The sequence below is a fragment of the Bradyrhizobium sp. Pa8 genome, from assembly GCF_052588265.1.
Genome location: NZ_CP176767.1, coordinates 4807528 through 4822593, shown reverse-complemented (window position 1 = coordinate 4822593; position 15066 = coordinate 4807528). Strand labels below are relative to the sequence as shown.

The following is a 15066-nucleotide window of genomic DNA, read 5'->3' as shown; positions in this document are numbered from 1 at the left end:
TCGGGTGGAACGCGCTGCACTGCAGCACGCACCATCGCCTTTTCAGGTCTTCCTTGCAATGTCAGATATTTGCGGGGAGTTGGACGAAGTTTCCCGAATCCCACCCCGGCGAAGAAAATTCGTCTGCCGAGGGTATGAGCTTCCGGCCCCGCTCAGCTGATCTGCAACCAGGGCAGCACGATCAGCAGCAGTCCCGCGAAATAGAGCAGCCCGAACAGCAGCCCAAAGCCCCAGAACTGGCCCTTCCCGATGTAGCCGCTGCCGAAATACATCGGCGCGGGTCCCGTCGCGTAAGGCGAGATCACGCCCATCAGGCCGAGCGAATACATGCAGAGCATGGCGAGCGTCGTGACCGGCAGGCCGGGAATGCCCGATCCCACCGCGAGCACCACCGGCAGCACGGCCGCCGCATGCGAGGTGATGCTCGAGAAGAAGTAGTGGATCCAGAAGAACAGCGCGACCAGCAGGATCATCGCGGTCGACGGCGACAGCCCCGCGAGCGGTTTGGCGTATTCGGTCGCGAACCATTTGATGAAGCCGATTTCGTTGAGGCCCGAGGCCAGCGTCAGCAGCGAGGTGAAATAGAAGAACACCTCCCAGGCGCTCTTCTCGCTGACGATGTCGGCGAACTCGATCACGCCCGTCACCAGCATCAGCGAGATCACGATGAACACGACGGTGGTGGCGTTGACGAAGTTCGAGCCGAGCAGCGGCACGTGGATGTCCGGGCTAGAGCCCGCGATCCACAGGAACATCGCGAGGATGATCAGAGCCAGCATGATCCACTCGTTGCGCGACATCGGGCCCATCTCGCTGAGCTCCCTGGCCGCCCATTCGGATATCTCCGGGCTGTGCTTCACCTCGGGACGGCAGACCACATAGCTGAGCAGCGGCACGAGGATCATCAGGAGGATGCCGAGCGGCGCAAAGCCGACGAACCACTGCGCCCAGCTCACCTCGACGCCGGCAGTCTTCTTGGCGATCGCAAGCGCGGCCGCATTGGGCGCGAGCGCGGTGAAGAACAGCGAGCTGGTAATCGCGGTTGCCGCAAACGCCGTCCACATCACATAGGTGCCGATCTTGCCGGCGGTCGGCCCGGGCTCGGAGCCGTAGATGCGCGGGATGTTGCTGATGATGGGATAGACGATGCCGCCGCTGCGCGCGGTGTTGGATGGCGTCGCTGGTGCCAGCAGGAAGTCCGACATCGCGACCGCATAGCCGAGACCAAGCGTGTTGCGGCCGAGCTTCTGCACCAGCACCAGTGCGATGCGGCGGCCGAGCTGGCTCTTGCGATAACCGATCGAGAATACGAAGGCGCCGACGATCAGCCACACCGTGCTCTCGGCAAATCCTGCCAGCATCCAGCGCAGCGATTTGCCGGGATCGGGATCGATATAGCCGGCGACGCCTGCGACCGTCAGCCCGATGAACCCGACCGCGCCGACCGGCATCGATTCCAGGATGAGTCCGGTGATGACGGCCGCGAACACGGCAAAATAGTGCCACTGATTGGCGTTGAGACCCGTCGGCACCGGCCACAGATAGATGGCCAGCCACACCACGAGCGGCGCGATCAGCTTCCAGCTAGACCCTTTTGCCTGAGGCGTCTGCGAGCTAGCGGCCATGGGCCCTCCCCCTCGATTGTCGTCGCATTGTACCGCCCGTTGGCCGAGCCGTTTTTGTCCTAGCGCGGCGTATACGGACTGTCCGCGGCGCGATCAATGGCCTGACTTCACGTTCTACCGCCCCTTGAAGCGCGGCTTGCGGCGGGTCAGGAACGCCTCGACGCCCTCCTTGTGGTCTTCGGTGAGACTCGCCAGCGCGAACTGGTCGACGTCCATGTGGCTGGCGAGATCGTCCAGCGCATGTGCGAGCCGGTTGACGGTCAGCTTGGTCATGGCGACCGAGAGCGGCGGCTGCGCGGCGACCTTCCGAGCAAGCTCCATGGCGGCATCGAACGCATGGCCCGGGTCGGTCACCTGTTCCACCAGGCCCCATTCATAGGCCTCATCAGCGCTGATGCGCTGGTCGGCCAGGATCACCGCCTGCTTGGTGCGGGCCGGCCCGATCAGATGCAGCATGCGCGGGATGCTCTGCCAGCTCATGTTCATCCCGAGTCCGATCTCGGGCACGCGCAGATGCGCATTGCGCCCCATCACGCGGAAGTCGAGCGCCACGGCCAGCGCGACGCCGCCGCCGACGCAAAAACCCTCGATGGCCGCGATCGTGATCTGCTCCATCTCCTGCCAGGCATGGGTCAGACGCGGTCCGAGCTTTAGATGCCGCCGCAGCGTGCCGAGATCCATGTCCTTGCGCGAGCTCCCTTCGGCATCTTTCAAGTCGAAGCCGGCGCTGAAGGCGCTGGTGCTGCCCGTCAGAACCACGACGGACGTTGCGGCATCATCCTCGAAGCTGCGCGCGGCTGCGGTGAGCTGGCGCAGCGCCTCCGGCGAGAGCGCGTTGATGCCGTCGCCGCGGTCGAACCGCACCACCGCAATCCGCCCCTCCGGTCCGAGCCCCTTCTCGATCTTCACGAAGTCCGTCACCAATGTCTCCTTATCCGCTTTGCTGCGAGGCTAGCCTACATCCGGCCTCACGAATATGGGACCCGGTTGCGCCCCAGCGCATACTCGACAGGCAGGGACCATTGCGCCTATCTTTGCGCCATGAGCCACGATCACGACCATCATCACGACCATTCCGAGCTGTCGGAGACCGAGCTGCGCGTGCGCGCACTCGAGACGATCTTGACCGAAAAAGGCTATGTCGAGCCGGCCGCGCTCGACGCCATCATCCAGGCCTATGAGACCAGGATCGGACCGCACAATGGCGCGCGCGTCGTCGCCAAGGCCTGGACCGACCCGGCCTTTAAGCAGGCGCTGCTGGAGGATGGCTCGAAGGCCATCGGCACGCTCGGCCATGTCAGCCGCGTCGGCGACCATCTCGTCGTGGTCGAGAATACGCCAGAGCGCCACAACATGGTCGTGTGTACGCTGTGCTCCTGCTACCCTTGGGAAATGCTGGGGCTGCCGCCGGTCTGGTACAAGGCCGCGCCCTACCGCTCGCGCGCGGTGAAGGACCCGCGCGGCGTGCTCGCCGATTTCGACGTCACGCTGCCGAAGGACATGGAAATCCGTGTCTGGGATTCGACGGCCGAGACCCGCTTCCTGGTGCTGCCGATGCGTCCCGAAGGCACGGAGGGGTGGAGCGAGGAACAGCTCGCCGAGCTCGTCACGCGCGATTCCATGATCGGCACGGGCTTTCCCAAGACGCCTGGAGCGCCCTCGTGAACGGTGTCCACGACATGGGCGGCATGGACGGGTTCGGCAAGGTCGACGCCGAGCCGAACGAGCCGATGTTTCACGAGGAGTGGGAATCGCGTGTTCTCGCCATGGTGCGCGCGATGGGCGCCGCCGGCGCCTTCAATATCGACACCTCGCGCTTCTATCGCGAGACGCTGCCGCCGCACGTCTATCTGTCGAGCTCCTATTACAAGAAATGGTTTCTCGGGCTCGAGGAAATGCTGATCGAGAAGGGCTACCTCACCCGGGAGGAGGTCGCTGCCGGTCACGCGATGCAGCCTGCAAGGGCGCTCAAGCACGGCAAGTTCGACATCGCCAATGTCGAGCGCGTCATGGTGCGCGGCAAGTTCGCCCGCCCTGCTCCGGCGCCGGCAAAATTCAACATCGGCGACCGCGTCCGCGCCAGGAACATTCATCCGACCACGCATACGCGGCTGCCGCGCTATGTGCGCGGCCATGTCGGTGTCGTCGAGCTGAACCACGGCTGCCACGTGTTTCCGGATTCGGCGGCGATGGAGCTCGGTGAGAATCCGCAATGGCTCTACACGGTCGTGTTCGAGGGCAGCGATCTCTGGGGCGCGGACGGTGATCCGACCTTGAAGGTGTCGATCGACGCCTTCGAACCCTATCTGGACCCGGCGTGATGGGCAGCACGGCTGCGGCCGCCGCGACGGCGGCCATTCCGAGCATTCCGCGCGATGACGACGGCCCGGTGTTCCGCGCGCCTTGGGAAGCGCATGCGTTTGCGATGGCGCTGACGCTGCACGAGCGCGGCGTGTTCACCTGGCCGGAATGGGCCGCAGCCTTGGCCTCGGAGATCAAGCGCGCGCAAGCCGCCGGCGACCCTGACACGGGCGAGACCTATTACCTGCACTGGCTCGCCACGCTGGAAGGTTTGGTTGCAAGCAAGGGCGTCGCATCGACGGAGACGCTGCACCGCTACCGCGACGCCTGGGACCACGCCGCCGACCGCACGCCGCACGGCAAGCCGATCGAGCTGCTGGAAGAAGATTTTCGGTAGTTCGGTAAGAGGCGCGCGCGTGCCAAGCCCTCCGCTGTCATTCCCCGCGAAAGCGGGGAATCCAGCACGCCGCGGCCTCTCGACTCAAGCACGGTCTCTGGGATACTGGATCACCCGCTTTCGCGGGCGATGACACCGAATATGTGGCCTCAGCGCCCCGCCGCAAACTCCCGCCATCCCTTCGCCCGCAAACTGCACGCCGGGCACTCGCCGCAGCCATAACCCCAGTCATGCTGCGCGCCGCGTTCGCCGAGATAGCAGGTGTGCGAGTGCTCGCGGATGAGATCGACCAGTCCTGCGCCGCCGAGGTCGTGGGCGAGCTTCCACGTCGCCGCCTTGTCGATCCACATCAGTGGCGTATGCAGCTCGAATTGCCTGGCCATGCCGAGCGAGAGCGCGGCCTGCGTGGCGCGGATGGTGTCGTCGCGGCAATCGGGATAGCCGGAATAATCGGTCTCGCACATGCCGCCGACGATGTGGGTGATACCGCGCCGGTAGGCCAGCGTCGCGGCAAATGTCAGGAACACCAGATTGCGGCCAGGCACGAACGTGTTCGGCAGGCCGTCGGCGCCCATCGCGATCGCGACGTCGCGCGTCAGCGCCGTTTCGGACAAGGCCGCCAGCGTCGGGATCGACAGCGTGTGGCTCTCGCCGAGTCTTGCGGCCCAGTCTGCGCGCAGACCCTTGATGCCGTCGAACAGCCGGTCGCGGCAGGCAAGCTCGATGGCGTGGCGCTGGCCATAGTCGAACCCCAGCGTCTCCACGCGCGCGAAGCGGCTCAGCGCCCAGGCGAGGCAGGTGGTGGAATCCTGGCCGCCGGAAAACAGCACCAGGGCGGTTTGTGATGAAAATGCGTCACTCATGGCCCGCGCTTTAGCACCTCGCCAATCTGCCGCCAATCGGTGGAAATCGGCCTGTTCCGCCGCGCCGCGCTGGGAACGGCGGGCCGCTTTTGGCATAAGGTTTTGGACCCAGGAGACTGCCCCGCAATGACCCCTTCCCGTGACATTTCCCGCCTGATCGAGATCATGGCGGCGCTGCGCACGCCGGTGACCGGCTGCCCCTGGGACCTCGAGCAGAATTTTGCGACGATCGCGCCCTACACGATCGAGGAAGCCTATGAGGTGGTCGAGGCGATCAGCCGCGGCGATCTCGACGATCTGCGCGAGGAGCTTGGTGACCTGCTGCTCCAGGTCGTGTTCCACGCCCAGATGGCTTCAGAACAGAATGCCTTTGCCTTCGGCGACGTCGTCGAAGCCATCACCCGCAAGATGATCCGGCGCCATCCCCATGTCTTCGCCGACAAGGACGGCAATCTCGCCTCCTCCCACGTCAAGGAAGTCTGGGACCGCATCAAGGCCGAGGAGAAAGCCGAACGTGCGGCGCGCCGACCGCCGGAGGAAGCGCCGACGCACAAGTCGTTACTCTCGGCCGTCAAGGCCGGCCAGCCCGCGCTGACCCGCGCGATGGAGCTCCAGCGCAAGGCCTCGACGGTCGGCTTCGACTGGAACGACCCGCGCGCGGTGCTGGCGAAAATCCGCGAAGAAGCCGACGAGATCGAGGCAGCGCTCGACCGCAACGACAACGAGGGGCTGGCGGAAGAGACCGGCGACTTGATGTTCGCGCTGGTCAATCTCGCCCGCCATGTCGATGCCGATCCGGAAGCCGCGCTACGCGCCACCAACGCGAAATTCGAGCGGCGGTTCGCCTTCATCGAACGGGCGCTCGAGGCGCAGGGGCGGACGCTGGAGCAGGCGTCGCTGGCGGAGATGGACGCGCTGTGGAACGCGGCGAAGAGTGAGGCGAAACCGGTATCAGAGACTCGCTCGCAGGCCCGTCGCTAGCTTGCGGCATGCTCCATAGGCGTGCCCGCAGGGATCGAAGCGATCGCGAAGGAGGTATAGGTCAGCATCTTTTCCCGAAGGCAGCGAGGCGGTCATGGCGGATCGTAGTCAAGCCATGAAACCGTCACGACAAGCAGTCTAAAGTTGAGCAACGGAGCCCGCGCAGCCGAAATCCCACCTCAGGTGAGTGCGATGCCACTAAAGCACTATTCGGTCCTCAAGGGACGCCCGATCGCGATGCGTTTCGGCACCGGCCAGTCGCCGCACTATCAGGTCCATGTCGTGGCCGACAACGCGGATTTCCGCATCGCCGTCAATGTGCAGTCAGGCGACGGAAGCGAAGTCGAGTTCCTGGTGCGATCGCACTTTGTCCATCCGATCACCGATCAACTCGCGGCGTTGGCGGAGGGCCTGCACCCGCAGCCGCCGAAGCCGGCCAGCATCGCGCTGGACTTCATTCGCGGCAATCTGATGCAGCCCCAGGAGATGATCCCGCTGCCGCTGTCCATGCCCGGACCGGACAATGACCTCAACGAGAAGCTCGACCAGTTCGTCCAGCGCGCGCTCTCAAACGAAACCGCGATGATCTACGCATTCGGTGAGACATGGGGGCCGGAGACCAAGGCCGACAATTATTTCGGCTTCCGGCCGGGCCGCGGCATCCACGACATCCATATGAATCAGGGAAATCCAATCGGAAGGTTCTCGGGCGACAACGGGCCATGGCAAGACGGCGGGCTGGTGTTCGAATTCCCGGATCAGAAGCTATGGACGGCGGTCTTCCTCAAATTCCAGACGCAGGCCTGGCACACCGACGACAAGACCGGTGACCCCATCGATCTCGGCACGCCGACACAGCCGCCAGATCCGACGGCTCCTCCGACCGGGCAAATGCCTGACGGACTCGTGCGCATCATTGCAGCACTCGTCAACGCCGTGAAGACGCCCGAGCGGGAAGTCGTCACGCTGCTCAATACAGCCGATCGCGACATCGATCTCACCGGCTGGATGCTGGCCGACAAGCAGAAGAACAAAATGGCCCTGTCAGGGAAGATCGTGGCCGGGGGCACGCTTGCCGTCGTCGTGCAGAAGCCGATGGAATTGTCGAACCAGGGCGGTATCATTTCGTTGCTGGACGAGCGTGGGATCAAGATCCACGGCGTCGCCTACACCAAGGCGCAAGCGAAGACTCCGGGCCTGACCATTCCGTTCTAGCGTTACGCGTCTCAACCCAGAAACGCGGATATGGTCGATATCGCACGCAAGCTTGTCGGGCGCACCGCGCCCTTCGGATCACGCCACGCGCGGCACGGCATCGAACCGGTTCACCACGATATCCCGCTTGGTCTCGTCGACCCGTACGGTCATGTCGAAGCGGCCGTCGTGCAGCTCCTTCGTCAGCACCTCCGCATTTCGATGCAGCCAGCTGATGCCGGCGCCGTCGGCGGCGTCGATAGAGAGATCGAGCGTGGTGCGTTTTGCGGCGAGCCGTTCCTCGATCGCGGCGAGCAGCGCGTCGATCCCCTCGCCTGACACGGCCGACACCAGCATCGCCGGGTGATCCTCCGGCCTGCGCGCTGCGATATTCAGAAGCTCTTCGCGTTGCTCGGTGTCGTAACGGTCGATCTTGTTCCACACCTCGATGATCCGGCCGGAATCGTCGGGGTTGATGCCGAGCTGGCGCAGCACGGCGTCAACGTCGCTTTGCTGGGCCTCGGCATCCTCGTGCGAGATGTCGCGCACATGCAGGATGACGTCGGCCTCCAGCACCTCCTCCAGCGTGGCGCGGAAGGCCGCGACGAGCTGCGTCGGCAGGTTGGAGATGAAACCGACGGTGTCCGACAGCATCGCCTTGCCGCCATGCGGCAAAGTGAGCGCGCGTAGCGTCGGATCGAGTGTGGCGAACAGCATGTCGGCGGCCTGAACGTCGGCGCGGGTCAGGCGGTTGAACAGCGTCGACTTGCCGGCATTGGTGTAGCCGACCAGGGCGACGACGCGATACGGCACGCGCTGGCGTCCGGCACGATGCAACCGTCGCGTCGCCTGCACCTTCTTCAGCTCGCCCTCGAGTTTCGAGATGCGCTCCTGGATCAGGCGGCGATCGGCCTCGATCTGCGTCTCGCCGGGACCGCCCATGAAGCCGAAACCGCCGCGCTGGCGTTCCAGATGGGTCCAGGAGCGAACGAGGCGCGAGCGCTGGTAGTTGAGATGCGCAAGCTCGACCTGGAGCGAGCCTTCCTTGGTCTTGGCGCGGCGGCCGAAGATCTCCAGGATGAGCCCGGTGCGGTCGAGCACCTTGGCGTGCAACTCCTTCTCGAGATTGCGCTGCTGGATCGGCGCCAGCGCGCAATCCATCACCACGAGCTCGACGTCGAGGCTCTTGGCCAGCGCGGCGATCTCCTCGACCTTGCCCTTGCCGATATAGGTCGCGGGGCGGATCTGGTTGATCGGCGCGATGATGGCATCGGCAATGACGAGGTCGATCGCCCGCGCGAGGCCGGCGGCTTCATCGAGCCGGGCCTCCGCGTCACGCTGAACATGGCTTTCCGATTGCGTGTCGGCACCGCCCGCGCGCACACGCAAGTAGGGGCCGATGACAAGCACCCGCCCCGTCTGCTTCGCCCCTGCCGACCGCGGACGGTCGGCGTCCCCGTCGAAATTCCGGGGTTCCAATCAGATCACTCTCAAGCCGGCTGATCCTCGCCGCCTTCGAACAACTGGATCGGAGCGCCAGGCATGATGGTCGAGATCGCATGCTTGTAGACAAGCTGCGAGTGACCGTCACGCCGAAGCAGCAAACAGAAATTGTCGAACCAGGTCACGATGCCCTGGAGCTTCACTCCGTTGACCAGAAAGATCGTCAGTGGCGTCTTGGTTTTGCGAACGTGATTGAGGAAGGTGTCCTGTAGGTTTTGTGCGCGGTCTGCCGCCATTGTTTTTTTCTCGCTTTGAGTTTCTTTTTATTGCGCCGGTTGCGGCCCTCTTTGTGACATTCGGGGCCTCTTCCGGTTGCTATTCCTCATGAGATCCCCCTCGGAGGAACAGCGGTTCGATTAGAGGACAGGACGGGTTATTAGGCAAGCCGCTTCACGCGGCAGGCCACGCCCAATTGCCCCGAAAAACTACGGAAATCGATGATTTTCCTTGCTAATCCCTGAGCTACGGCCGCGACGTCGCGGTGTCAGCCGACACCGAGCGCCTTCAGCTTCCGGTGCAACGCCGAACGTTCCATGCCAACAAACTCAGCCGTGCGAGAAATATTTCCTGAAAAACGGCTGATCTGTGCAATCAAATAGTCGCGCTCGAACACTTCGCGCGCTTCGCGCAGCGGCAGCCCCATGATGTGCTCGCCATTGTTGCTGGTCGGCATCGCCGGCACCATCGAGCCGACGTCCTGCGGCAGCATGTCGGCGGTGATGATCACCTCCGGGCCGCCCGCGGCCAGAATCATGACTCTCTCAACGTTGTTGCGGAGCTGGCGCACGTTGCCCGGCCAGACATGCGATTGCAGCACCGCCATCGCGTCCTGCCCGATCTGCCGCTTGGGCAGGCCGCTGCCGGCCGAGATCTGCTCCATGAAATAGTCGATCAATTCCGGAATGTCCTCGCGCCGCTCGGAGAGCGCGGGCACGCGGATCGGCACCACCGAGAGCCGATGATAGAGGTCTTCGCGGAAATGACCGGCCGCGATCTCCTCTTCGAGATTTCGCGCGGTTGAGGAGATGATGCGGACGTCGACCTGCACCTTGGCGGTGCCGCCGACACGCTGAAACGACTGCTCGACCAGCACGCGCAAAATCTTGTTCTGGGTCTCGCGCGGCATGTCCGCGATCTCGTCGATGAACAGCGTGCCGCCATGGGCCTCCTCGAGCGCGCCGGGCTTGCGCGGCTGCTCGCCATTGGACTGCTCGACGCCGAACATTTCGTGTTCCATGCGCTCCGGCGTGATCGCGGCGGCATTGATCACGACGAACGGACCATCGGCGCGGCCCGAGGCCGTATGCAGCGTGCGCGCGGTCAGCTCCTTGCCGGCACCGGCCGGGCCGACGATCAGGATGCGGCTGTTGGCCTTGGCCGCGCGGTCGATGGTCTGGCGCAGCTGGTTCATGCTCGGCGAGCGGCCGACGAGCGAGCTTGCGCTCGGCGCGAGCTGCTTCAGCTCCTTGACCTCGCGCTTGAGCCGCGAGTTCTCGAGCGCTCTGTTCGCGACCAGGATCAGGCGGTCGGCCTTGAACGGCTTCTCGATGAAGTCGTAGGCGCCGCGCTTGATCGCGGCGACCGCGGTCTCGATGTTGCCGTGGCCGGAGATCATCACGACCGGCAGATCGGCATTGTCCTTCTTGACCTGCTCCAGCAGCTGCAAGCCGTCGAGCTTGGAGCCCTGGAGCCAGATGTCGAGAAACACCAGATGCGGCCTGCGATTGGCGATCTCGGCGAGCGCCGTATCGCTGTCGCGGGCGGTCCGGGTCACGAAGCCCTCGTCTTCGAGAATACCCGCAACGAGATCGCGAATATCGGCCTCATCATCGACAATCAGAATTTCACTTGCCATGGTTCGCGCCTGTCTTGTCAGATGCCTGTTGAGGCTTCGATCTTCGTTGAATCATTGGTCTTTTCAGCCGCCTCTTTGGTTTCGGCGGCCGGCTGTTTTGTTTCGGGGGCCTTGGCGATCTCCTTGACCGCGTTTGCGGCCGACGATGCCTGCTCGGTCCCCTCGCTCTTCGCGGGAGCACCGGAGATCGCAAAACGCATCCGCATCCACGCGCCGCGCTGGCCCTCGCGGAAATCGGAAGCGTCCTTCAGCTCGATACGCCCGCCATGGTCTTCGAGCACGCGGCCGACGATCGCCAGGCCAAGCCCGGTGCCCTTGGCCCGCGTTGTCACATATGGCTCGAGGAGGCGCGAGCGCGCGACCTTGGGCAGGCCGATGCCGTTGTCGATGACGTCGATCAGCACGTCCTCGCCCTCGCGCGAGACCACGACATCGATGCGGCCCTTGCCGTAATCCTTGCCGAGCTCCTCCGGCGGGACCTGCTCGATCGCCTCGGTGGCGTTCTTGACGATGTTGGTGACCGCCTGCGAGATCAGCCGCCGGTCGAACTGGGCGCGCAGCGGATCTTCCTTGAATTCGGCCTCGATATCGATCTCGGGATGGGCGACCTTCATCAGGAACACCGCCTGCCGAACGGTGTCGGCGACGTCCTCGCCCTCCATCACCGGCTTGGGCATCCGCGCGAAACGCGAGAACTCGTCGACCATGCGGCGGATATCGTCGACCTGGCGCACGATGGTGTCTGTGCACTGCTCGAAGATCTGCTTGTCCTTGGTCTCGGTGATGTCTTTGCCGAACTTGCGGCGGATGCGCTCGGCCGAGAGCTGGATCGGCGTCAGCGGATTCTTGATTTCATGCGCGATGCGGCGCGCAACGTCGCCCCAGGCCGAAGTGCGCTGCGCCGAGACCAGCTCGGTGATGTCGTCGAGCGTGATGATGTAGCTGTCGTGCGGCTGGCTGGTCTTCTCGGCGCTGACGCGGACCGACAGGTTGCGCTCGGTGCCGTCGCGCGTGATCGTGATCTGGCCCTGCACCAGGCGCTGGGTCCCTTCACGCGCCGTCTTCATCATCTCCTCGAGCTCGGGCAGCACGTCGGAGAGCGGATGGCCGAGCGTCTCGGCTTCGGAGTGCCCGATCAGCTTCTCGGCGGAGCGGTTGAGGATGCCGACGCTGCCCGAATTGTCGACGCCGATGATGCCGGCGCTTGCGGACGAGAGCACGGCCTCAATGAAGCGGCGGCGGCTGTCGATGAGATCGCTGGCGTTGACGAGCTCGTCACGCTGGCTGCGCAATTCCTGCGTCATCTTGTTGAAGGTCTCACCCAGCTGGGCGAGGTCGCCTTCCGACTGATGCACCGGCACCTTCACATGGAGGTCGCCGGTCGAGACCGTGTGGGCCGCGTTCATCAGCCGCCGGATCGGGGCCACCAGCGAGTTGGCGAAGTTGAGGCCGATCAGCACCGAGGCCATCAGGATGGTCAGCGCGATCACCGCGAACATCAAGGCGAAGGCGACCTGGATGCCGAGCCGGCGGGACTCGATCTGGGCGTATTCGGCGACGCTGACCTCGGTCTGCTTGAGCTGGTTGACGACGTTCGGATCGAGCGGCCGCGCGACATAAAGGAAGGTGTCGTTGAAGGCGCGCAGCCGGATCACCGCGGCGACGAAGCTTGCGTCCGGCAGCACCGCGATCTCGGGCTCGGATTCGTTGACGTTGCTGAGGAAGTCCGGCGCCGGCGGCGAATAGGCGAGCCGCATGCCGGTGTCGGCCGATTCCAGGATGTTGGTGTTCTTGTCGATGATCATCGCGCCCGGCAGGTTGCGGGAGCCGGCGCTGGCGGTCAGCAGCTCGCGGAACGAGCGGCGGTCCTGGTCGTAGAGCGGCCGGGCGTGGGCGATATCATTGGCCATGCCGAGAATGTCGCCGCGGATCAGCTGCGCGTGGTCCTGCATATAGGCGCGCGCGATCGTCAGCGAATTCTGGATCACCTCCTTGGTCGGGCCGGAGAACAGCCGGTCGAGGCCGCGCTCGATGGTGACGTTGGCGACGACGGCGACCAGCACCGCCGGCAGCACCGCCACGATCGAGAACAGGCTGACGATCTGGACGTGGAGGCGCGCCGCCGCCCGGCCCCGCCGCCGCGCCAGGATCAGCTGCCAGAGCTCGCGGACGATGATGCCGACTAGCAGCAGGATCGTGGCCGCATTGATCAGATAGAGCGAGCGGACCACCTCCGGCGTCGGCTCGATCCTCGTGAGACCGGTCAGGACCAGGAAGGTCAGGAGGGCCGACAGCAACGCCATAGCCACGGCAAGGGGCGCCAGCCAGCGCCGCACCGACCAACGCCGGGGTTCTTCCGCTGGGGCCGTGTCGAAGTGTGCGGCCGAGGTGTCTGCGCTGGTCATTCCGGCAATGGTGCTGAAAACGGGGTCCGCGGTGGGCGGATACTGATGTATTCATACCACATTGTTGCCGAATTGCGACAATTCCGCGGCGCCCTCGCCGCGACGGACCGGCGCATCCACAGGCGGCTGTTCTGGCAAACCTCGCTTGCGGGAACGGATTCCCGCCCCTGCGGATTGACCGCCATGGACAGGTTCTTTCTCGCGATGATGGTGTCGGCCGTGCTGCTGCTGATCGTAGCCGCCGACCTCTTGGTCAATGGTCTCGGGGTGCAGCAGCCGCTGGCGAACGTCGCCAGCGTCCAGCCGGTCTCGGGACGGCTGATCAGATGAGCGCGACGCAGCGCCCTGCGGTCGAATAACAATTCATACGTTCCAACGGAACGTTTCGGCCTGATTCGGACTTTTGCTCACCGCGCCAGCCACAACGGCCAGCGCGATCCGGACAGGCTCAGCTCCGCTTTGGTAGGGGGAGCTGAGCCACCGTCCGTTCGGCAAGACTAGCCCCCGCTCCGATATACCTGGATATCGAGATCCCGGATCTTCTTCCGCAGCGTGTTGCGGTTGAGACCGAGCAAATCGGCGGCGCGGATCTGGTTGCCGCGGGTGGCGGCGAGCGCGGCCGTGAGCAGCGGCACCTCGATCTCCTTGAGGATGCGGTGATAGAGGCCCGGCGGTGGCACGCCGTTCGGGAAGCCCTGGAAGTGCGAGGACAGATAGGCCTCGACCGCACCGCCGAGATTGTCGACGCCCTGCTGGACCGCGGCACCGGGGCTGACCGTGGGCGGCGCAAGCTCGCCGTCGATGACGGAGCCGGTGATCACGTCCTGCGGGTAGAGCGCGGCGAGGCGCCGGGCGAGGTTCTCGAGCTCGCGCACATTGCCGGGCCAGCGGTGCTGCTTCATCCGCTCCAGCGCCAGCGCATCGAGCTTCTTCGGCGGCAGGCCATCCTTCTCGGCCAGCGTGAAGAAGTGCCGCACGAGGTCCGGCAGGTCTTCGATGCGCTCGCGCAAGGGGGGCAGCCGCAGCGGCACGACGTTGAGGCGGAAGAACAAATCTTCGCGGAACAGGCCCTGCTGGATCAGGACGCGCAGGTCCTTGTTGGACGCCGCGACGATTCGCACGTCGGTCTTGATCGGAGTGCGGCCACCGACGGTGGTGTATTCGCCCTGCTGAAGCACGCGCAGCAGGCGGGTCTGCGCCTCCATCGGCATGTCGCCGATCTCGTCCAGGAACAGCGTGCCGCCCTCGGCCTGCTCGAACCGGCCCGAGGCGCGGGTGTTGGCACCGGTGAAGGCGCCGCGCTCATGGCCGAACAGTTCGGACTCGATGAGGTCACGCGGGATCGCGGCCATGTTGACCGCGACGAACGGGCCGTTGCGGCGCTTGCCGTAATCGTGCAGCGCGCGCGCCACCAGCTCCTTGCCGGTGCCGGACTCGCCCGTGATCATCACGGTGAGGTCGGTCTGCATCAGGCGCGCCAGCACGCGGTAGATTTCCTGCATCGCCGGCGAGCGGCCGACCAGCGGGATCGCCTCCATCTCGGCGTCCTCGTCCGGCGTCGAGACCCGTTCCTTCGGCTCGGCCAGCGCACGGCCGACGATGGCGATCAGCTCCTTCAGGTCGAAGGGCTTTGGCAGATATTCGTACGCCCCACGTTCGGAGGCGCGGATCGCGGTCATGAACGTGTTCTGCGCGCTCATGACGATGACGGGCAGATTGGGCCGCATCTTCTTGATCCGCGGCAGCAGGTCGAAGGCGTTCTCGTCGGGCATCACCACGTCGGTGATGACGAGATCGCCCTCCCCCTGGCTGACCCAGCGCCACAGCGTTGCGGCATTGCCGGTCAGCCTGACCTCATAGCCGGCGCGGGACAGTGCCTGATTGAGAACTGTGCGGATGGCGGTGTCGTCATCTGCAACGAGAATGCTACCTGCGGGCATCG

14 protein-coding genes are annotated in these 15066 nt (G+C 64.8%); 6 read left to right on the top strand and 8 right to left on the bottom strand.

Annotation, left to right across the window (positions count from 1 at the left end):
* Positions 1-152 precede the first annotated feature (152 nt).
* Entirely contained in the window at positions 153-1625 is a 1473-nt protein-coding gene (locus ACKWRH_RS22205) for a DASS family sodium-coupled anion symporter (RefSeq protein WP_445215248.1), read from the bottom strand.
* Between the two features lie 114 nt (positions 1626-1739).
* Positions 1740-2546 carry an enoyl-CoA hydratase/isomerase family protein gene (locus ACKWRH_RS22200; protein WP_445215247.1) on the bottom strand — a complete coding sequence of 269 codons (807 nt, stop codon included), beginning with the start codon at positions 2544-2546 and terminating at the stop codon, positions 1740-1742.
* 120 nt (positions 2547-2666) lie between these two features.
* Here ACKWRH_RS22200 and nthA point away from each other — a divergent pair, with 120 nt between their 5' ends.
* The 3 genes from nthA to ACKWRH_RS22185 are packed head-to-tail and all read left to right on the top strand — an operon-like array spanning position 2667 to position 4323.
* Positions 2667-3290: a nitrile hydratase subunit alpha gene (gene nthA, locus ACKWRH_RS22195; RefSeq protein ID WP_445215246.1), complete on the top strand. Its 624-nt coding sequence runs from the start codon at positions 2667-2669 to the stop codon at positions 3288-3290.
* A complete protein-coding gene (nthB, locus tag ACKWRH_RS22190; protein WP_445215245.1) occupies positions 3287-3946 on the top strand; it encodes a nitrile hydratase subunit beta in 660 nt (219 codons plus the stop codon). Before nthA ends, nthB begins: the two co-directional genes overlap by 4 nt.
* Positions 3946-4323 carry a nitrile hydratase accessory protein gene (locus tag ACKWRH_RS22185; protein ID WP_445215244.1) on the top strand — a complete coding sequence of 126 codons (378 nt, stop codon included), beginning with the start codon at positions 3946-3948 and terminating at the stop codon, positions 4321-4323. The genes nthB and ACKWRH_RS22185 overlap by 1 nt, the downstream gene beginning before the upstream one ends.
* Positions 4324-4472: 149 nt before the next feature.
* Here ACKWRH_RS22185 and queC read toward each other — a convergent pair whose 3' ends face one another.
* On the bottom strand, positions 4473-5186 hold the full coding sequence (gene queC / locus ACKWRH_RS22180; RefSeq protein ID WP_445215243.1) for a 7-cyano-7-deazaguanine synthase QueC: 714 nt from the start codon (positions 5184-5186) through the stop codon (positions 4473-4475).
* 126 nt (positions 5187-5312) lie between these two features.
* Between queC and mazG the strand changes: the two genes are divergently transcribed.
* On the top strand, positions 5313-6167 hold the full coding sequence (mazG, locus tag ACKWRH_RS22175) for a nucleoside triphosphate pyrophosphohydrolase (RefSeq protein WP_445215242.1): 855 nt from the start codon (positions 5313-5315) through the stop codon (positions 6165-6167).
* 192 nt (positions 6168-6359) lie between these two features.
* Positions 6360-7382, top strand: a complete 1023-nt coding sequence (locus ACKWRH_RS22170) for a DUF2278 family protein (RefSeq protein ID WP_445215241.1) — start codon at positions 6360-6362, stop codon at positions 7380-7382.
* A gap of 78 nt (positions 7383-7460) precedes the next feature.
* On the opposite strand, the gene hflX is transcribed toward ACKWRH_RS22170, so the two are convergent.
* The 4 genes from hflX to ACKWRH_RS22150 all read right to left on the bottom strand — a co-directional run bounded on the left by hflX (position 7461) and on the right by ACKWRH_RS22150 (position 13124).
* Positions 7461-8840, bottom strand: coding sequence for a GTPase HflX (gene hflX / locus ACKWRH_RS22165; RefSeq protein WP_445215240.1), 1380 nt, complete (start codon positions 8838-8840; stop codon positions 7461-7463).
* 11 nt (positions 8841-8851) lie between these two features.
* Positions 8852-9100 (bottom strand): RNA chaperone Hfq, encoded by a 249-nt coding sequence (gene hfq, locus ACKWRH_RS22160; RefSeq protein WP_007591126.1) that lies wholly within the window; start codon positions 9098-9100, stop codon positions 8852-8854.
* A 248-nt stretch (positions 9101-9348) separates the two neighbouring features.
* On the bottom strand, positions 9349-10719 hold the full coding sequence (ntrX, locus tag ACKWRH_RS22155) for a nitrogen assimilation response regulator NtrX (protein WP_014495332.1): 1371 nt from the start codon (positions 10717-10719) through the stop codon (positions 9349-9351).
* 17 nt (positions 10720-10736) lie between these two features.
* Positions 10737-13124: an ATP-binding protein gene (locus tag ACKWRH_RS22150; protein ID WP_445215239.1), complete on the bottom strand. Its 2388-nt coding sequence runs from the start codon at positions 13122-13124 to the stop codon at positions 10737-10739.
* Between the two features lie 45 nt (positions 13125-13169).
* Between ACKWRH_RS22150 and ACKWRH_RS22145 the strand changes: the two genes are divergently transcribed.
* A complete protein-coding gene (locus tag ACKWRH_RS22145) occupies positions 13170-13454 on the top strand; it encodes a histidine kinase (RefSeq protein ID WP_445215238.1) in 285 nt (94 codons plus the stop codon).
* Between the two features lie 167 nt (positions 13455-13621).
* Here the strand turns inward: ACKWRH_RS22145 and ntrC are convergent, their stop codons facing one another.
* On the bottom strand, positions 13622-15064 hold the full coding sequence (gene ntrC / locus ACKWRH_RS22140; RefSeq protein ID WP_028147560.1) for a nitrogen regulation protein NR(I): 1443 nt from the start codon (positions 15062-15064) through the stop codon (positions 13622-13624).
* Positions 15065-15066 lie beyond the last annotated feature (2 nt).